This window comes from Prevotella sp. P5-92, assembly GCF_002251245.1.
Classification (GTDB): Bacteria; Bacteroidota; Bacteroidia; order Bacteroidales; family Bacteroidaceae; genus Prevotella.
Map to the genome: position 1 here is coordinate 1 of NZ_NPJG01000077.1, position 19,371 is coordinate 19,371.

Consider the following 19,371-nt stretch of genomic DNA (forward strand, 5'->3'; position numbering starts at 1 on the left):
GCATTGTGGGGTAAGGGGAAGGTATGCACAAATCGGACAAAATTCACGCTCATACTATCATGATGCATAGTGTTCAAGCTCTTTACTGCAATTGAGATTGCCATTGAGATTGCTTGCGGATTTTAGGTGGTATAGAACTATGAAAATCTTATGGTATTTTCAGGCTTGGGCGAAGGACTCAACCAAACCTATTACACTCTGGGTAGAAGCAAAGAATCAGATGGCAGCTCGCAACATGATTCATCGTGAGAACCCATATCTGAGTAAACTTGTATTTCAACGCACTAAAAGAATTGAATAATATGAGCAACACATGTTTTACAACTTATAAGGTGGTATCTGAGAAAAAGAAAGATGTCACCAAACTCTTCAAGACCATTAAACGACTTGATGGCAGAAAGACTCCACTCGTAAAGAATGGCTGGTATGATCCAAAACTCTGGTTAGGATGTCTGGTTAAAGCCCTTGGTGGCGATCCGAACAAGGTATATTGCCGTGGTACTATAACCTTCTATGAAATGGAGGATGACATACTTACACTCAACACAGAGACGGCTTGGGCTGAAATGGCAGAGACAAGACACTTCATAGAGTCCTGCTTCCCCGGTATGAAAATCTACTATATCGAAGAAGAGTCGGGCTGTGAGATATTCAACACAAACGACAGCGAGGGTATCTACTTCAAAGACCGCTATTATCTTGATGGCTTTGAGGAATCTGAATACTTCGAGACTCTGGAGGAAGCAGCCAAGTATGTGAAGGAGATTGTCGGACATGATGTAGAGGCAAACGTTACGGCTATCGACAAGGCTCTGAACGATTACATGGAAGCGCACGAGGATGATGATGACTGCTACTATTACTTTCATGAGTTCAGCATAGTTGATGACTAACAACACGATCCGTTATTATTTGAAAGAAGAGTATGCCTTTGGGTGTACTTTTCTTTTTTTTTTTCTTCATTGAACTAATCCCTCTGAAAAAGTAAAAACACACTTATCGGGAAAGGACATTTAATGGACATTTGCAGGTTTCTCATAACTCCGAGCTACACCACCAAATGTCTATGCAAATGTCCATAGAACAAATACTGAGAATCAACGCTTTATGTAGTATTCGGACATTTGACATTTGAAAAAAATATCATGCCGTTTCCACTCCTTCATTATCTCCAAAATGATGTTTTTGCTCTTCACACGACACCATCACCTTATTGGTGTGGAAGCATTAACCTTAAAATATATTGAAATGATTGCACGAGTAAAACACATACCCAGTGGCGCGGTGTATGAGAACAGAAAAGAAGCCAAATTGATGATGGGGCATAGTAATTATAACAAAGCAATTCGCAACGGACAGATGCTTTTTGTTAATACCTATGACCTCAATGACGTAGTATTTAACTAAACAAAAAACATGTGCATTCTATGTTGGAAATTAAAAATTTCAGATTTCAAACTAATGTGAGTTATGAGGGGTATCAGTGTAAAAGTGATGCGTCAGCCTGTCTAAGTACCCGAGGTGCAAAAGAAATAGGAAGGGAAACTATGTCGTTTGTACAGATGAGCGTCACCACATCGGAATTTCTTGACTATGCAACAAATGGTCATGCGTTCTGTAACCTATTCCATTTTGATGCGAACAAGAAATATCCTTTCCAAAAATCCGATGGGCAGTGGTATCAAACATATCCTACCCATCATCGAGGGAACCATAAAGGTGCTATGAAGCTCTGCATGAAGTCAGATAAGTTCTTTATGGGAGCGCAAACTGTATTCGTAGATGTTGACTATACACGATTTACAGATGTTCGAGAGTACCTTGGAACACTAAGTTACCCTCCTACCTGTGTGTATATGTCCTTCTCGGATCGAAAAGAGAAGAAGGGGATAAGCTCGCGGCGTTTCAGGATGGTTTATATATTTGACAGGGTGCTCAACGAAAAAGAGTTCCTGCATGTATCACAGACTATAAATGACCAAATTGTATTTGACACAGGCGAACCGATGGAAGATGACTGTGGTACACGTAAGAGCCAATACATGAATGGTGTGTATGGTAATAATGAGACTTATGTGAGCGATTTCATATATGACATAATGGACTTCCCTGAAGAACCACCATTACTGACTGCAAATCCACAGACGATAGTTGATACTTCCAATCCTCAGGAGATAACCTTCAATGACAGGATGTTGGAGGATATGAAGAAAATGAACTATGATACGTTCATGCACTATTATTCCTGGCAGTATCAATACAAGTATCGTACAGAGTATGGTGATGTATGGATTGATGGCTTGTATCAGATGACGGATGAGAACTACTTACAGTTATGGTGGTATCGGGAGCGTCAGGTAGATGGACAACATCGGCGACGAAAGCTGCATAAAAACGCTTGCTTACGCAGACTGATGTTTCCCTATATGGATCCTGACACAGCACTGTTTAACCTCTATGTGGACTTCGTGCGCTTCTTCGACAATAGCGATAGAGTGATAACGCTGGACACGCTGATAAGAAAGGTTAAACACGCATTCAGCAACACACCAGAGCAACTTGAAGCTTATTGTAGTCAGGAAATTAACTACTGGCGCGATCACAGACCTCAGTTCATTGTGCGTTCTGGAATGCTGATGTCATGGGGCTTGATAAACAATATTAAGAGCCGTATTCGCTATGCTGAGTTAGATGCCATGTATAACCGTTCGATGTCAGTACAGGAGAATATCGCTGCTGGTATCGGAGTGCCACAGACAACTTTGTATAGGTATTGTAAGGAGCGAGGCATTGACACAAACCCTCACAGACCGATGACAGAAGCTGAGAGACGTGCAGAAGCAAAGCGAGAGAAACAGAACGACATAGCTTTATTCCGACGCTTATATAACCCTTTGCTGTCCGTACGCAGTAACAAAGACATACTGGCGCGCAATGGGTTGAACTTATCGGAAGGTAGCATTTCTAATTGGAGTAAGAAATATTACGATGCGCAGCCTACACCTCAGACTGCTCCAAGTTTCAACTTCCCACCGATAGAATATGAAATACCGACTTTCAATCTTCACTTTCCGACTGAGACCGTTGAAGAAGAGAAACCAACTGAGAAAGATGAAACTTTGGAAAGTTATTCTTGGCAAACACCAAGATTTGAATGGCATTGGTAATGCAAGAGAGAGAACACTATTTTGTACGGTGTTCTCTCTCATCTTTTTTTCATCAATCAGTAAGTAGTTATTAGTGGATAACTACTACTTATTATAGCTATATGGAAATAACTTACAAAAATTGAACAGTGTATTCTCACACTATCAAAATGGCGTGTAAAAATAGCATTATTGGATATTTTATCTTAAAAAAACATAAATCTCACAGGTATAAGCCTCTGAAATTTTCTGGTTTACAAAATATTTTGTAAAATTGCGTCGCCGATTGGAGGCTCCTGCTTAAAAACAGGTGAATAGCCATGAGGTCAAGAAGGCATCGATGCTTTTATCCTTTCCTACTAAAGTCTGGAAAACTTATATGAATGAAGGATAGAAACTGACATGCCCCTCTTGTGTATTCGTATGAACTAAGATACAGCCCTAACTGTGTCCTGACGAATCATATAATACACGGATGGGGTTGTAGTTTACTGTTCATTTCATTCGAGGTTATTCCAGAGCCGTGTAGGAGGATGGGCATAAATGAACTCCATCCTTTTTGTGTATTTATCCAATAGTCTGCCGAATTTTGTGGAGTTATAGGCATCAAAATGTGAAAATAAACTATAACTACATAAATTATGAGCAGTAAAAAAACTTTATGTGAACTGTTTGAGTCAAACAAAGCAGAACTGCAACAGGCTCTAACAGGCATGGTTTTACCAAAGGATCTTGGTAAGGCACAAGAAGCTGTTTCTTCATATCTGGAGAAGGTTTTTGATTCAGAAGGAGAGTTCCGTCAAAACCTTACGCAATCAGAAGATTTCATTCTCGAAGCAGCCATTTCATTACTAAATGCACAGCAGAAGATTAGTTCCATACTGACAAAGGAAGTTGGTAACACACCTGCCCCAAAGAAACTGCGTCCTTCTACCACAACGCAAGAAACTACACAGTCATCACAGACCTTCAAAACTGACTCATCATATACATTGGTCGGCGCAGCTGGTGGTGCAATTGCTGGCAAACTCCTTCTTGGTGGATGGGGAGCCGTATTTGGTGCAATTGCAGGTGTAGCATTGTCCGTATATATGTCTAACAAGACACAAGCGCAACCTAAACCACAGCCTCAGGTCGCTCCAAAGGCAGTAGTAGAAGAAAACCCTAACAAACCTATTGATGTAGATTGTTTCATTGGCATCGTACATGATGTATGCGAGAGCGTTGACAACCTTATCGGCACATTCCGCGCTCAGGTAAATCGTGTAGTCCAGAAATACGAATCACAAGAGAAGCCTACGCTGGATAAGGAGTATCGCCCTCTTCTCGAAAGCATTCAGAGCCTTGTCGGTTATGAGCGCAACCATGATGTAACCGAGGAGAAATACATTAAGAAGGTTCAGGAGAGAATAGAGGATTTGGCAGAGTCGCTTGATAATTACGATATTACATTGGAGAACTATTCTGATGAAAAAGCATCATGGTTTGACAAGGTCGCTTCGCCAAATGCAACTGAACTAAAAGAGGTGTTCCCTGCCATTGTTAAGAATGGCACTCTTATAATTCCAGGAAAGGTATTTATTCCTGCTTAAATATCAAATCAAAACTACAATATCACACTTTGAAAATATGACAGACGCTCAAAAGAAACAAATAGAATATATTATCGGTATCGACCTAGGTCATGGCGAAACCTCTGCTGCCATCTGTCCGATGCAATGGGACACTGCTGTTGAACAACTAGATCCAGCCAAAGACCTTGACATGGGAGGTAACAAGAAGGTTATGCCTTCTGCTATTACCATCCTCGACAACGGCAACGCTTATATCGGTGATGCAGCATTCAATCCTGAAATTCTAAAGCAAGCAGTAGTAAGAGTATGCTTCAAGCAAGCTCCAAAGGACGTTAACGGTGATGCAGAGAAGATAATGATCCGTTTCATGCACGAGGTTTACAAAAGAATACGCGAGAACAACAAAGCTATTCTTACAGACACCAACCACCTCGTTTATATCGCAACTCCATCTGGTTGGGACAAACCAACTCAGGACTTGTATGTAGAAATGGCGCGCATTGCAGAATTGCCTATCGCTGGCGTAACGAAGGAGTCTCGCGCAGCATTCGTTCGCGCGCAACATGACGTTACATCTGGACTTGGACGCAACATCGACAAGGGTTCTATTGTGTTCGATATGGGTTCTAGTACGTTGGACTTTACTTACATGAACAAATTCTTGTCTGGGCTTGTCGATCATGGATATGACTGTGGCGCATCTTTTATTGAGAAAAGCATCTATGCACAACAGCAGAAAGAAAGCGATGCTATCAAGCAGTTTGAAGCTAAATACCCTAAACTGATTGACTATCTTGTGTTTGAAGCAAGAAAGGTTAAGGAACAGGTGTATTTTGATCCTTCTCTGAAAGTTAAGAAAACTATTAACTTCGATGACTTCATTGATGACGAAGATCTTGAAGATGAGCGTTTCAAGCTGACGTTTAAGCCAGGAGAGCTTAACGAGTTCCTTGGTGAAAATGGTTACATAAAGAGTATTGAGGATGCGATGATTGACTACAAGCAGAACCATATAGCCAATCAGAACATCTACGGCGTATTCCTCACAGGTGGCGCTTCGCGTATGGACTTCATTATTCCTTTGGTTTGCAAATGTTGGGGAGTAGAACCCTCACAGGTATATAGAGACCAAGACCCTTCACTTACCATATCACAGGGTGTTGCAGAGGTCGCACGTATGGACTTGCGCACCGATGGCATGGATGTGGGCTTGGAAGAGGAAATCAACGCTTTCCTGAAAGGTAGTCAGACCTTTGATGTTTTCGTTGAGAACTTTGGACACGACTTGTGGGATAAGGTGACTGATGAAATTGCAGGGGCGGTTACATGGTGGAGAGATGCGGATACCAATTACAGTATCAATACCCTTCAGACTGTAATATCTGGTACCGTTCAGGATAGTGTTTCTGAATTTTCTTCTAATGCACCAGCCTACGTAGAGAGTGCCATAAAAGAAAGCACACAGGAAATCCGAGATAAGGTTGAAAGTATCATTGCCGTATATAGTTCACAAGGCGTAGAAATCAATCTGCCTAATAATGTGAAACTTGGAGAGGTGAACCTTTCTGACATTAACATGGACTCAGTCTTGTATGGCATTTCAGAGAAGTTGAAAGAAGATAGTGATGGTTGGGGTGCTGCAATCGGCGGTGCTGCAATCGGCGGTGCTGTTGCTATGCTCCTTGGTGGTCCGCTTACATGGCTTATCGGAGGTGGTGCTCTACTAGCAAAGTGGTTGTTCAGCGAAGAAAAGACAGAAGAGCAGAAGCAAGCCGAAGCTATGGCTCGTGAATTGGATGCTGACCAACGCGCACAGGTGTTCAATTCTATAAACGAAGAATGGCAGTCAATCTGTGAATCTGTTGCGGATTCTATCAAAGACGCTTTGACTAGTGACAAGAGCATTAAGAACTCGATCAACAAGGTTTCAAAGGAGTTTATGCAAGCATACAAGGATAGTTTGAAATCAGCTCGCATATTGGTTGACTAATAGTTATGAATACACAGTTACAATCATTGGAGCCTCAGGCACGGGTGTTGGCAGCAACAGCCGTGTCTCAATCTCTTTCTTTCTGCATGGAGAGGAAGTACCTTACGGATATATCTGTAAGTGAAAACGAGGCATTTGAACTTGAAGCTATCCCAACAACCCTTGAAAGTTCGGCTTCATGGATTGAGATACAACAGATAGGAAAGCCTTTGGACAAATCTGCGGAAGCATGTTTTACAGCAATGCAGAAAATATTGTACTCGTGCTTCTTACCCAAGGAAATGCAGTTGTTATTCCTCATTACTGGTGACGGAAAGCAAAGTCATCTGTACCTTGGACTTCGATCTCCGGGCAAAGCTGTTCCTCCGAAGAAACTTGTACGCAACCTTGAACGCTTCATCAGTGGTATCTGGCCTGGACTTCAAACAGAGCTGTTGAAGAGTGATGACAGTAGAATATCAGACTTCTGCCAGCGTGTTGCATCAGAAAATCTTGAAAATGTCTATGCGTTCACAGGCATACCTTCTATGGATAGCCAGTACAAGACGGTTTATCCTGCAACTATCGATAAGCTGATTGCTGGTATGTCTGCCAGTAAGAATTATGCCTACCTTGTTGTGGCAGACCCTATCGAGAATAATGATGCCGAGTCAATGCTTTACCAGTTGCGTGAAATGAACGGACAGGCAGAGTCTCTAAAGTCGATGAATGTCACAGAAGGACTTACGGAGGGTAGTTCGCAGTCTCATACGTCATCACATTCTGTAACACATACCCAAAGTTTCAGTGAAGCCGTATCAAAGAAGGACTTCTCAAAGTTAGGTAAAGCTGCTCTTGCTGGTACTGGTTTAGGCATTGCTGCGTCTGTATTCCCTGCTGCTGGAGCCGTTCTTGAAGGATGTGCTGATGCTGCTGGTGTTATCAGTAGTGCAGCGTTGAATATCGTTGCTGGTGCATCGGTCGGCAATCTCATTTCTGGTCTGATGCCACAAAAGACTACAACTCAGGGAACTTCAGACTCCGAGAGTAATAGCGAGTCAGACACAACAACAACCAACGAGAGCCGTTCGCAGAGCATAAGCCGTAACCTTGTAAATAAGCATGTAGAAGCTGTAAGCGAACATCTTTTCTATCACTCTAAGCGTATAGAGTCAGGTAAGGCTACAGGTCTATGGAAAGTAGGTGTGTATCTGATGGCAGAGAAGGAAAGCGACTTGATGGGCGGTAGCTTACAGTTGCGTTCGATCCTAAGTGGACAGGAAAGTATTTTTGAACCTGTGCGTATTCATGATATTACGGATATTATGGATGAGACCGTCGAAGGCAAAAAGACACTGCGTGAATTGACGCTTGGACATGTTTCATCACCTGTCTTGATGGTAAACAGCGCAAATGGCAAGCTCTTCAACCATCCTTTGGGTGATCACTACAAGGAATTAAAAACCGTTCTTACCACGAAAGAGTTGTCATATCTCATTAACTTTCCTCTTCGTTCCGTTCCTGGTATTAGCGTGGTTGACAGTGCACCAGAATTCTCGTTAAACCAGACAGTGACAGGTGATGATGATGTTATTGAGTTTGGGAGTATGCTATATGGTGGCTCCGCAACAGATATGCCGTATCACCTTCCGATTAGCATTTTGGCAAAGCACACCCTTCTCTCAGGTATAAATGGAACAGGCAAGACCAATACGGTACAGGCCGTGTTAAATTCCATAAGTCGGAGCAAACAACACATTCCGTTCTTGGTAATAGAGCCAGCGAAAACGGAATACGTTGATTGGGCTATTGAATTTAACAAGACACACCAAGATGCGCCTATCAATATTTTCATTCCAGGCTGCAAGAATTACCGTGACCGTAAGACTAGAGAAAACGTTGCATTATCAGAGTTACACCTCAATCCATTTGAACCTGTGTGGCTATCGGCTGAGCAAGACCCCAATGTGCTTACTCACATTGACCGACTGAAATCAACATTTGCGTCTGCATTCCCTATGTATGACATACTACCTGTGCTGATGGAAGATTTAATCTATTCTTTGTATCAAAGCCAATCGACCAACTGGATAGGCAAGGGAGCAGAACCTGTATATGGTAAGACCCTCGCACCGACATTGACCTCTATGGCTTCTCATGTCGATGCTGTTATGGATGCACACGGTTATGAGAAGCGTGTTAGCGACAATATGAAGGCTTGTCTTAATACTCGTATCTCATCTCTCCGTCGAGGCTGGAAAAAAGATATGCTTGATGTTTTGCATTCTACACCTTGGGAAGAGCTGTTCAAAAAGCCATGTGTCATCAATCTGTCTTATGTGGGCGATGATGTAGATAAGTCATTCTTCATGGCATTGGTGCTCCAGTTCCTCTACGAATACAGAACGGCACAAGCAGAGATTGGCAATATCGACTTCAATTCAAATGACTGCCGACACCTCACAGTAATAGAAGAGGCGCACCGTGTTATGCAGAAGTGCGATAAACCAGAGTTACCTCAGTACAAAACTGCTATGATGTTCAGTAACATGTTGTCGGAAATTCGCGCGTATGGAGAAGGTATGTTTTTGGTTGATCAAGTACCTACACGTCTTATCCCCGATGCTATCAAGAATACCAACACCAAGATTACCCATCGTTTGGTTGCGGAAGATGATTGTACTGCCATTGCCGAATCCATGGGCATATCCAAGGAGCAGAAGCCAATCATTCCTAAGCTCTTAGTGGGTCAATGTTTGGTATCTACAGCATTGTCAACAGATAAACACTGGATTAAAGTAAACAAAGTAAAGTAGATTATGGATTTCTTTGAGTTTATAGACGAACTTGAACAGGAACAGGTAAATACAGACCAAATACCTATGTCTGACGAACCTGTCTTTATGACATGTGAATTTTGCGATGAGCAAGTTCTGGAGGAATCTACAATCTCTGCGGTAAAAGAGTTCGTTGAAGCAGACGAGCATCGACACCCTCCCTATGAAGAAGCAAGTTCAAAGGAACGTGCGCAATATTTAAAGGAGTTCCACGACAAATTCAACGAAATAACAGGATACACAAATAACCTTCATTTCCGCGAAGGTATGGAACCTGAAAATCTTGGAGCATTCAACCCTGTAACCAAACAGATAGACCTCAATGCAGACCTCCTGAAGGAAGATGATCCGCAGATGGTAATGGAAACTATCATGCACGAGAGCAGACATGCCTACCAAGACTTTGCTATCAACCATCCTGAACAAGTCTCAGTTGATGCAGAGACCATAAAAACGTGGGAGTATAATTTCGACCATTATATCAGTCCAGAATTTGATTTTGAAGCATACGTAAACCAACCTGTAGAAGCAGATGCCAACGATTTCTCCGAGAGAATGTATTGTGAAGGCTTCTGTAACGCAGCTTAATACAGCACAACTATGAATAGAGACAATATAATAATGACACTCTGCGCGCAAGACTATCCTGACTATATGCTCGAACAGACAGCAGACAAGGTTGAGCGTATGGATGAGCGTATCAAGGCTGCATTTGAAGAATGGGTTGACAGTAATGTTATTCCAACCATCGAGATTGAGGGATGGAGCTATAACAAACTGGTAGAGAAATTCAAAATGCGTCCTGTTGCAGCGTTCCTTGCCCTCGACTGGTTGACAAGAGAGCCAGAGAAGGCTTCCAAGGCATTAAAACGAGGTATCAGATAAGGTATGGCTCAGTTTATTCTCACAGCAAGACACTCCAGCAACATAGGAGGTCAGCGTATAGATCGTGGTCAGCAGTTTAGCTTGAACGTATGTATGATGGGTATTACTCCCACCAACCTGTTCAACAACTCGCGCTGTGCTGATACGGTACTAAGACAGTTTTCTGCCCAAGGGCTTGATTTACCCAAAAACTCCCCTCTTCTGAACGGTGGGCATTGGGATATTAAGATGAAGTAGGAGATAATGGTATATATAAAAAGAAGAGGTGTCACTATTTTGAGCAGTGACACCTCTTTTTCGCGTTAAATACCTTGGCTTTTCTTGTAACGACTTATGGTTTTCCCTGATAGACGGAGTCTTGAGGCAATTTTGTTTGCACTCATGCCTCTAGCTAGCATTTCCTCAATTTTACGTGCAACCTCAGGAGTAACCTTCTGGTTGGGTGCCATTGGAGCCTCAGAACTTGCCTCAGTGGAACTAACTCCATCTGTTTGTGCTTTGGGCTTCTCAGGGCGAGCCTGAACCTCTGGCTTAATACTGTCATACTTGTAGTAAAGGTACTTATTGCTATCATCAAGCTGTTCATGCACCTTCTTCATCACCAGTACATCGCCATTGAAAGGTTTAGGGCTACCCTTGGGCTCCTTCAAGCATTGTAAGAAGCGGTACTCTTCCACGTTTGTACGTTCTCTACGTAGCGCGGTAACGGAACCAGCCTGTTGAAGTCCTTTATCTCCTCCCTTGATGTCGCAGTTCGTAAGCACCGACCAGTCCTTGATCTCGTCGAGGTGAACCGTTCCGATGATTGTCAGAGTGACATTTCGAGCCTTGGCTATAGCCATAGCTTCCTCTACGCCCTTAATAAACTCGGTATGCTTATAGCCGTCTAGTTTCGTAGCAGGATCGATAAATACTACAGTGTCTTCCGTAAGTGAATCTGCCAGAGCTTTTATGTGCTCAACTAAGCCAGCTAATGTTGACGAGGGAAGATCCTTAGGAAGAAACCACTCAATGCTGGAGTCGTAAAGTACCTTCCCTTTTCCGTACTTGCCTTCCAACTCATCTTCAAAGTCCTCTAAGCGATAATACTTAACACTCTGTCGTACCGACGCACTACAATCCTCAGGAAGAAACTCTGGACGTGTGCCTTTTGCAACAGCGAGGGCAATCTGTACCATGAGGATCGTCTTACCTGCGCCAGTGCCTGCAACGATAAGATTGACTTGCCCTACCTTCATATAACCACAGACAACCCATCTGTTTTTTTCTGTGCGAGGACGGTTGAATAATTCGACAGAGGAACATCCATTGAGAGTCATATTAGATTACTCATCAGCATCTGCACCAGTATCTGTAGAAGTAGGGTTGCTAAGTTCTTTTAGAGTTTCTTTCATCGCTTTCATTTCTTCCTGAGCAGCAATCACCTCTGCTTTGAGAGCTTTCAACTCTGGAGCGACGGCTGTAGCCTGTTCCATCATCTTACATGCAGTATGAGCAGCAGTTGCGAGTACATTACATTCCGTTTCGTTACGTTTCTTACGAATAGCGAGCTCTCCATCTTCAATAGCCTTTAGGAGGTCAGATTTCGTATCTGCCTTCTTATTGAAATAATGTACCCATATCATGCGTCCTCCAACAATAACAGCTACACCTGTAGTGAGGACTAATGACCAAAACACTGTGTTGGGGTTGTCGGCAATCATTGTTGTACCCTTGTTTTTCCACACGTTAATATCCATGAAAAATACATTAGGAGAGCCCCTTTCCTATATGGTTCAGGGCTCTTTGGTTAATGACTAGCCTTCAACCTTGCGATTGTCAGCGTTAATTACTACGGACGCACCACAAAGCTTGTCCACCAACTTAATAGCAGTGTAGATACCTACTGCTGCGAGTGATAATACTGCGACAGCCTTGTAACCGTCAATGCTCAAAAGAGCGGAAATAGAATTGGTCTTTTCCATTTTTTTTTGAATTTTGTTATATTGTTAATAAATTATGATTTCTGTACGAACTCATGCAGAATATTCTCCTGCTTTGCCGTTAGGCTTGTAGATACACTTGCCACCATGAGACACAGGTACTTGACCTGTTGCCTGCTCCTCAATAGAGGTCACAGGACTTGGAATTAGCTTTTCCATACATTATTTATATATTATGTATCATCAACAATCATGTTGGAGGCTGCACTCTTCAAGAGGACACCAACAGCCGCACGTACATTAAGTATGCGTTTTACGTCCTCTTTAGCTTCGTCAATCTTACGTCCGAATGAAATAGCCTTGGTAAGAAGTATCTCTTCGATACTTTTGGATGGGGTTCCCTGCATTGTCACAGAGTCCACGAAAAGCGCATTGAGATATGACTCGTATGAAGCCTGATCCATTGTGTTATTATTCTGTATTCTCTTCATCGTTTAGAAATTTTTCGCGAAGGTACTACATTTCCAAGACCTATGCCATAAGGGGATTTCAAGGGAAGATATGCAAAAAAAAGTCAAGACTACTAAAGCCTTGACTAAATAGTATTTTATGGGAATTAAAAAAGAAAGGGGGATTGGGAAAGGATTGAAAAAAAAGAGTGATACAGTAAAGTACCACTCTTGTTCATTATCTTATAGCTTCTAAAATAGCCTCGCGCAGTATCTCTTGTTTTGGTGTCTTACGGGCTTTAATTTGCTCTGGTATTATTTCACCTTTTTGCCATATAATATGCTTGCAGATAACACGTCTGGCATTTGCTGTCATGTCCACGTTTAAAGTGCTGAATACAGTATGTATTGATGCTAAACTAGGTTCTCTTCCGCGACTAGACCCCAAATCCAACCACTCTATAGGTCGAGGTGAAGCACAGACAGCAAGATCAAAAATAGAAAGAAATGTAAGTCTATTATCCTCACTTGCATCACAGCAACCAAATTGCTGGCTAAACACATAAAATGCCTTTACTAGTTTATCTACAGGTAAAGTTGTCTCAATAGTGTCACTTACAACAAATCCATTCTGCAAACGAATATCCTTACTGTAACACACTTTGCATGCAAGCGAATATAGTTGATCCATATAAGTTGTAAATGCCACTGAAACTTTACCATTTTGCTGATACGCCCTATACCATGCCATTATTAGGATATTATTCTTCCTATCCAATTCTTCCTTTAATACGCCAACGCCTTTACGTACTCCTTCTGGCTGATATTTAGAAAGGAGAATATCAATGAGCTGTATATCGGGTATATCCTTTGGCATTGCATCGAAAAGGTATCTAGGATTAGCAAAACACCAACACCTATGAAGTAGTCCCATTATATATACGATGTCGTTGACAGACTTTAATTTAAGCATATAGCGTTCAAATGTACTTATCTCTGGGAATTTTAGAGATAAGTCAATCATAGCATTACGTAAGTCGTAACAGCATGACTCTACCTTTGAGAGATAATACTCTTCTTCTGATATGTTAATGTTTACCTGTGCCATTCTGATCTATTTGCTTTCTATATGAGAGAGTATTTTCCGTGCCCATTTGTTGCTGTTCGCATTAGCCTGAAGTAGTTCTATGCATTTTTCTTTATTAAATGCTACTTTTTTCTTGTTTATGAACTCCTTTGCAGGAAGTAGGAAACCGTCATTGACTAACTTATAAGCCATCTTCCGTTCTACCCCAAGGAATTCAGTTAGAGCAGCAAACGATATAATGTACTTGTCCTCTGGATATTTATCGATAAAGGCTTGCTTACGTTGTTCTTTCTCTTCTAAACGTTTATTGCGCTTCTTGTCATTAGCAAATCTCATTAAGTACGTATAACTGTACTTGCATATAGGAGTTCCATCTGGTGAAGCTTCCATGATGGTATTTTTTCCTCCGCTAAACGGAATGTATTGGAAATACTTAACCTCTCCATTATACAATTCTACAGTTATGAAACGAGTCTTGGGCTGCTTTTTCCCAACATATCGAAAATCGTAATCTATAGAGCTATTCTCAACTTGTACCTTACGAACGTGACGATGGATAATGTCATATCGTTGTTGGTCATCTGTAATAGAAGCAATCTTCTCTTTGAGCATTATAATGTTTGACATTTCACTCAAAGTTTGATCGAAATCCAACAGGTCAAAATTTGTGTCTATACTAGCGCACAAGTATAGAAGATGTTCTCGCTCATTGGTCAGGGCTGCCTGTTCTTGGAGAATGGCACGTTTGGCATCAGCAACCTCTTTGTACTTTTTGTGAAGTTCTTCTCGACTCTTTATTTTTCCCATTTCATAAAGGTCGCTGATTCGCTGGTCTCGGTTGTCTTGCTCCTGCAATCGCGTATCAATGAATCCCAATTTCTCGTCAATAACAGAAATCTGGTCTTGATATTTTTGTTTATCATCCGCAGCTGCATTGACAATATAGTACACCTCTGCTTCCTGGGCAACTTGCCACAAAAGACTATCTATAATATTTAGACTTATGCTGATTTTGTTGTCGCATTGATGTTCATGGGCTTCAAAGGCATTCCCCGTACGATATGCCTCAGAACAACGATAGAAAACCTTAGAAGGGCCAGCTCCCCACTTTCGCCCACACTTACATATCAAGAGTTTGTGAGCATAATATACACTCCGACATTTGTTAGCAAATGTGTTGTTGGTAGCAGCTATCTCTCGGCAGTGATCATATTGTTCAGGACTAATAATAACAGGATATGAACGATCGTATGAAGACCACCCCTGACGCATCCAGCGTCCTGTATATTGCTCATTCGTCAAGATGTTGTTTACTTTGGAAAGGTTGAGATCAACCATTCCACGACGATAAAATTCTCTAGCAATACATGGCTGGGTTATTCCTGCCTCGTAGAGGTCAAATATCTCATGGATAATTCTTGCTTCCTTTTCGTTAATTACAAAGACACCGCCATGTTCTTTATCAACGCTATAGCCGTATGGTATTTTGCCTCCAGCAAAACGTCCTTGTTCAGCCATAACCTTTTTACTACGCTTGAAACGTTCTATCTTAACATTCATTTCCTGCTCAGCAACTTCACCAAGAATTTCAATCGTCATCTTGGAAGCAGGGTTGACAGTTTTGTCTGGATTAAGATACGATATGCCGTTTGTCTTAACTCTTAACTGCACCTTTCTGTCAGCAAAATACTTTAGCAAAGGTGTCAGTACATCCATACGGCGTGCTAAACGTGAAACCTCCCAAATATAAACACAATCAATGCTTGAATCTGTTTCGATACGTTTCTTCATATCCCAGATTCCATCACGATCTAATTCAACCTCCATTGGGCCACGAGGCGTTTCAACTGTGATGATTTGACCAACTTTTCGTGCAGACTCACCAATCCTTGGGATGAGTATCATGTTGTCTTGAGTATAACCATCCCTTTCTGCCATGCAGATACACTCCTCCTCTTGAATGTCCAGTTCCTGAATAGTTGTGGACACTCGGCTCATTATTATACATTTGGTTGTCTTCTGTGATGAAGCTTCTGGTGTTTTGTTCTCCATTTAGATAAAATCAAATTTTTGGGACTCAAAACGATGGTATAAACTTTTCGAGAACGTACCTATGCAATACAATAGCACAGCCGTTGACAGCCCGTCGGCAAGGCTTCGCCCTCCCCTACTCTCATCCGCCTTATCTCCACTGCCCTTCTTCCTGTCCACAAGCCTTCTGAATCGTCCGTCGATGTCGAGTGCCGTACCCATCACTCCTCCTATGGCTATGGCCACAATGAACAGCACCGGATACTGGCTTTTTGGCAGGTTGGATATCGTGGCGTTAAGTCCTATGGCGAGGCTGGCCAGTCCCAGCCCGTCATACAGCACGCGTTTATATTTCTCCTTTATTCCCTGGTTGAGCAGTGTTCCAATCACTGTTCCTGCCACAATGGCACATGTATTCACTATTGTTCCAATCATACTTCTCTCATAGTTTTGAAAAACCGCTGCAAAGGTAATATAAAAGATTGGATAACAGAAAAACAAGACTGAAAAAATCGCAATAAAGCTGTAATGATACAATCCACCGTATCTGTTGGTATTCTTTTCATCATATTAACACAATCCACCAATTACTTCAAGGGCATATAACCATCGGAAAGGAAATACCATAAAGGTGATGTAATATCACTGATTTACAGTTTGTTAGGAATATCAGCCTAATTTGGATTGGTTCGTTATATTATCCTAATTTTGCTGTTTTTTAGCACGCTTTTGTCCCATTTTTGTCCCGCGAATCATTATCTTTGCAGCGAATATAAGTGATTGAAACACAATATAGTAACAAATACAAGAATCGGATAATACAAACAAGAAATGGGACGAAAAAAGAAAGAAATCAAATTGAAAGAGCCTGTTCGCATACGCGAAAAGAGACTCAGTGACGGCAATATCAGCCTTTATCTCGACATGTATCACAAGGGGGCGAGAAAGAAGGAAGGCCTGAAACTCTACCTTGTGCCAGAGACAACTTCCGCAGCCAGGATGCAAAACTCCAACACCCGAAAGCTGGCTGAGCAGATCAAGGCGCAGCGCATCCTTGACATCCAGCAGCACGGACTTGTCGATTGGGAGGGCATCAAGCGTTCACACATCACGCTCAGCGAGTGGGTGGACAAGTACACAGCCGAGGAGTGCGGACTTTCCAAGGAGAGTATGCGCTCCAAGCGCAACGCACAGGCAAGGGTTGAGCAATACCTTATATATATAGGTAGGCACGACCTCGCATTGCGTGACGTGGACAAGGACTTCTGCAAGGGCTACATCGCATTCCTCAAAACCTGCACGTTCAACAACGGCAAGAAGACACTGAGCAACACCACCTGCCGCATCTTCGTCAACCGCCTGACGGCCGCATTGACCAAGGCAGTCAGCGAGGGACTGATAGACCGCAACCCCTTCAAACTGCTCAATGCCAAGGAGAAGCCGCAGAAGAACAGTTCGATAAGGGAGTTCCTGACCATAGAGGAGGTGAAGCTGCTGATGGCCACGCCGTGCCGGTATGACATCGTAAAGCGTGCTTTCCTGTTCTCCTGCTTCACAGGCCTGCGCTACAGCGACATCAAGAGTCTGCTATGGAGCGAGATACGCAAGGCTGCCGACGGAAGGACGCTCTTCCTCGAACATCCGCAGGTGAAGACCAGGAAGATAGTGACCGTTCCCTTGTCGGAAGAGGCCCTGAAATGGATGCCCAAGCAACAGAAGGACAAGGAGCATGTGTTTCACCAGATGCAAATCACCTCTACTACAGTGGAAGTGATACTCGGGGAGTGGATGAAGGAGGCAGGGATAGAGAAGCATATCACCTATCACTGCAGCCGCCATACCGCCGCCACCATGCTTCTCACGCTCGGTGCCGACCTCTACACGGTGAGCAAGATACTCGGTCACAGCAGTATCAAGATGACGGAGGTGTATGCAAAAATCGTTGACAAGAAGAAACTGGAGACGGTGAACCTCGTCAACAACATGTTCAACTAAAAACGAAAGGGGAAAGCAGATGAAAGTGGAAATCAAGGAAAGAAGACTGCCGACAGGCAACCGGAGCCTATATCTGGAATATTACGAGACGGGCTTCCGCAAAAAGGAGTATCTCGGCATTTTCCTCGTGCCGGAAGACTCAGCCAGAGCCAGACGGCTCAACGGCGAGGCTTTGCGCAAGGCACAGGAGATCAAGGCAAAGCGCATCCTATGCCCTCCAGACTTCAAGAGTGAGGAGAGGAAGATGCATCAGAAGAAGGACATCGTCAACCCGACATGGCTGGAATGGTGCGACGTGTATATCAGGTGGTCGGAGGATTGCGGCAACAGCAAGAAGATGCTGCAGCACAAGGGTGTGGTGCGCAAACGCATAGCGTCATACCTTGAAAACAGAGGGAAGAAAGGGATATTGCATCCAATCCCATCCACGACCTTACAAAAGGCGAGCGGTTCCATGCCCCCGACAAGCACCGTGAGTTCCTCACTCCCGAGGAACTGACCCGCTTCCTCAGCGTGGAGACAGCCACCGGCAATGAGCGGCAGGTGCAGCTTGCTTTCGGCTTGTCGTCAATGACAGGCTTGCGGCTTGGCGACATGCAGCATCTTCGATGGAGTGACATCAAGGACAAGGCAGGGATAGAAAAGGACTTCACCTATCACAGCAGCCGCCATACAACAGCCACCCTCGCCATCACGGCAGGAGCCGACATCTCTGCGGTGAAGGAGATGTTGGGTCATGGCAGCGTAACCTCCACCGAAGTGTATGCCAAAGTGGGGCTTGACAAGAAAATCCAGGCAGTCAGTCTGACCGACGGGGTGTTTGGATAATCATCATGAACGAGAGACAAGCAAGGGGAAGAGAGATTTTCTTTTCCCTTTGTTTGTAATATATCACTCGGCTATATTGATGAGCTTGCATCCTAATGCCGTTTCAATCTTAGCAATGGTCTGCATGGTGAAGTTGTGTCTGCCAGTCAACCATTTGGATATTTCCGACTCCCTCTTGTGGAGTTTTTGGGCAAAATCCTTTTGAGTGAGGTTCTTTGCTTTTAGAACTTCACTGATGCGCTCCGCTATCCCGAACGAAAGCTCAAACTCAGCCTTCTGTTCTTCTGGTATAGCGGCAAGGCACTGTCTGAACAAAGCATTCTGTATCATAGGCTTGGTGTTATATTTCAAATGTTGCACTCTGAATATCAGTAATCATATTCTTCTCTATGGTTACTTTACCTGATTTCTGTGCTTTGAGCAGCACTTTGTCAAAAGTCTGCAAATCCATCACATAACCGCTCAGCTTGCTGTCTTCCTGGTAAGTGCGAGTATTCTTAACACCTCCGTTTCCGAGTATGAGAATCTGGTCAGATATTCGCAAGCAATACAAACGAAGTTTGCGCGAATCGATGGCAAGAGCCTTGACATTGTCATTCATCCTGCCTTCGTTTCGGAAGAACCGTTCAAGAGCCCCCTTGTCGATAA

General features: G+C 43.0%; 19 protein-coding genes and 1 pseudogene. 10 read left to right on the forward strand and 10 right to left on the reverse strand.

Features of this window, described 5'->3' with window-relative positions; translation table 11 throughout:
• Positions 1-302 precede the first annotated feature (302 nt).
• From CIK99_RS07955 to CIK99_RS07990, 7 genes are all read left to right on the forward strand, one after another.
• Positions 303-893 (forward strand): hypothetical protein, encoded by a 591-nt coding sequence (locus CIK99_RS07955; RefSeq protein ID WP_094381004.1) that lies wholly within the window; start codon positions 303-305, stop codon positions 891-893.
• A 534-nt stretch (positions 894-1,427) separates the two neighbouring features.
• Positions 1,428-3,167 carry a hypothetical protein gene (locus CIK99_RS07965; RefSeq protein WP_094381006.1) on the forward strand — a complete coding sequence of 580 codons (1,740 nt, stop codon included), beginning with the start codon at positions 1,428-1,430 and terminating at the stop codon, positions 3,165-3,167.
• A 620-nt stretch (positions 3,168-3,787) separates the two neighbouring features.
• Positions 3,788-4,738 (forward strand): hypothetical protein, encoded by a 951-nt coding sequence (locus tag CIK99_RS07970; protein ID WP_094381007.1) that lies wholly within the window; start codon positions 3,788-3,790, stop codon positions 4,736-4,738.
• Positions 4,739-4,775: 37 nt separating this feature from the next.
• Entirely contained in the window at positions 4,776-6,710 is a 1,935-nt protein-coding gene (locus CIK99_RS07975; protein ID WP_094381008.1) for an Hsp70 family protein, read from the forward strand.
• Positions 6,711-6,715: 5 nt separating this feature from the next.
• Complete coding sequence (locus tag CIK99_RS07980) at positions 6,716-9,505, forward strand: ATP-binding protein (protein ID WP_094381009.1); 2,790 nt, start codon at positions 6,716-6,718, stop codon at positions 9,503-9,505.
• Between the two features lie 3 nt (positions 9,506-9,508).
• Complete coding sequence (locus tag CIK99_RS07985) at positions 9,509-10,114, forward strand: hypothetical protein (protein WP_094381010.1); 606 nt, start codon at positions 9,509-9,511, stop codon at positions 10,112-10,114.
• A 12-nt stretch (positions 10,115-10,126) separates the two neighbouring features.
• Complete coding sequence (locus tag CIK99_RS07990) at positions 10,127-10,411, forward strand: hypothetical protein (RefSeq protein WP_094381011.1); 285 nt, start codon at positions 10,127-10,129, stop codon at positions 10,409-10,411.
• A 302-nt stretch (positions 10,412-10,713) separates the two neighbouring features.
• Here the strand turns inward: CIK99_RS07990 and CIK99_RS07995 are convergent, their stop codons facing one another.
• From CIK99_RS07995 to CIK99_RS08020, 8 genes are all read right to left on the reverse strand, one after another.
• Complete coding sequence (locus CIK99_RS07995; protein WP_094381012.1) at positions 10,714-11,730, reverse strand: AAA family ATPase; 1,017 nt, start codon at positions 11,728-11,730, stop codon at positions 10,714-10,716.
• Positions 11,731-11,736: 6 nt separating this feature from the next.
• Complete coding sequence (locus tag CIK99_RS08000) at positions 11,737-12,114, reverse strand: UDP-N-acetylglucosamine--N-acetylmuramyl-(pentapeptide) pyrophosphoryl-undecaprenol N-acetylglucosamine transferase (protein ID WP_144007937.1); 378 nt, start codon at positions 12,112-12,114, stop codon at positions 11,737-11,739.
• 93 nt (positions 12,115-12,207) lie between these two features.
• Complete coding sequence (locus CIK99_RS15340) at positions 12,208-12,375, reverse strand: hypothetical protein (protein WP_158215940.1); 168 nt, start codon at positions 12,373-12,375, stop codon at positions 12,208-12,210.
• 51 nt (positions 12,376-12,426) lie between these two features.
• Entirely contained in the window at positions 12,427-12,552 is a 126-nt protein-coding gene (locus CIK99_RS15895; protein WP_256387393.1) for a hypothetical protein, read from the reverse strand.
• A gap of 14 nt (positions 12,553-12,566) precedes the next feature.
• Positions 12,567-12,824 carry a hypothetical protein gene (locus CIK99_RS08005; RefSeq protein WP_094381014.1) on the reverse strand — a complete coding sequence of 86 codons (258 nt, stop codon included), beginning with the start codon at positions 12,822-12,824 and terminating at the stop codon, positions 12,567-12,569.
• Between the two features lie 196 nt (positions 12,825-13,020).
• Complete coding sequence (locus tag CIK99_RS08010) at positions 13,021-13,890, reverse strand: hypothetical protein (protein ID WP_144007938.1); 870 nt, start codon at positions 13,888-13,890, stop codon at positions 13,021-13,023.
• 6 nt (positions 13,891-13,896) lie between these two features.
• Complete coding sequence (locus CIK99_RS08015) at positions 13,897-15,921, reverse strand: recombinase family protein (RefSeq protein ID WP_094381016.1); 2,025 nt, start codon at positions 15,919-15,921, stop codon at positions 13,897-13,899.
• Entirely contained in the window at positions 15,922-16,335 is a 414-nt protein-coding gene (locus CIK99_RS08020) for a DUF554 family protein (protein ID WP_094381017.1), read from the reverse strand.
• Between the two features lie 396 nt (positions 16,336-16,731).
• Here CIK99_RS08020 and CIK99_RS08025 point away from each other — a divergent pair, with 396 nt between their 5' ends.
• The 3 genes from CIK99_RS08025 to CIK99_RS15760 are packed head-to-tail and all read left to right on the forward strand — an operon-like array spanning position 16,732 to position 18,723.
• Complete coding sequence (locus CIK99_RS08025; protein ID WP_094381018.1) at positions 16,732-17,895, forward strand: site-specific integrase; 1,164 nt, start codon at positions 16,732-16,734, stop codon at positions 17,893-17,895.
• Positions 17,896-17,914: 19 nt separating this feature from the next.
• Complete coding sequence (locus CIK99_RS15755) at positions 17,915-18,394, forward strand: Arm DNA-binding domain-containing protein (protein ID WP_254047754.1); 480 nt, start codon at positions 17,915-17,917, stop codon at positions 18,392-18,394.
• A 14-nt stretch (positions 18,395-18,408) separates the two neighbouring features.
• Positions 18,409-18,723: a tyrosine-type recombinase/integrase gene (locus tag CIK99_RS15760; protein ID WP_254047755.1), complete on the forward strand. Its 315-nt coding sequence runs from the start codon at positions 18,409-18,411 to the stop codon at positions 18,721-18,723.
• Between the two features lie 63 nt (positions 18,724-18,786).
• On the opposite strand, the gene CIK99_RS08035 is transcribed toward CIK99_RS15760, so the two are convergent.
• On the reverse strand, positions 18,787-19,053 hold the full coding sequence (locus CIK99_RS08035) for a helix-turn-helix transcriptional regulator (RefSeq protein ID WP_094381019.1): 267 nt from the start codon (positions 19,051-19,053) through the stop codon (positions 18,787-18,789).
• Between the two features lie 10 nt (positions 19,054-19,063).
• Positions 19,064-19,371, reverse strand: a pseudogene (locus tag CIK99_RS15345) (hypothetical protein); the annotation flags it as partial.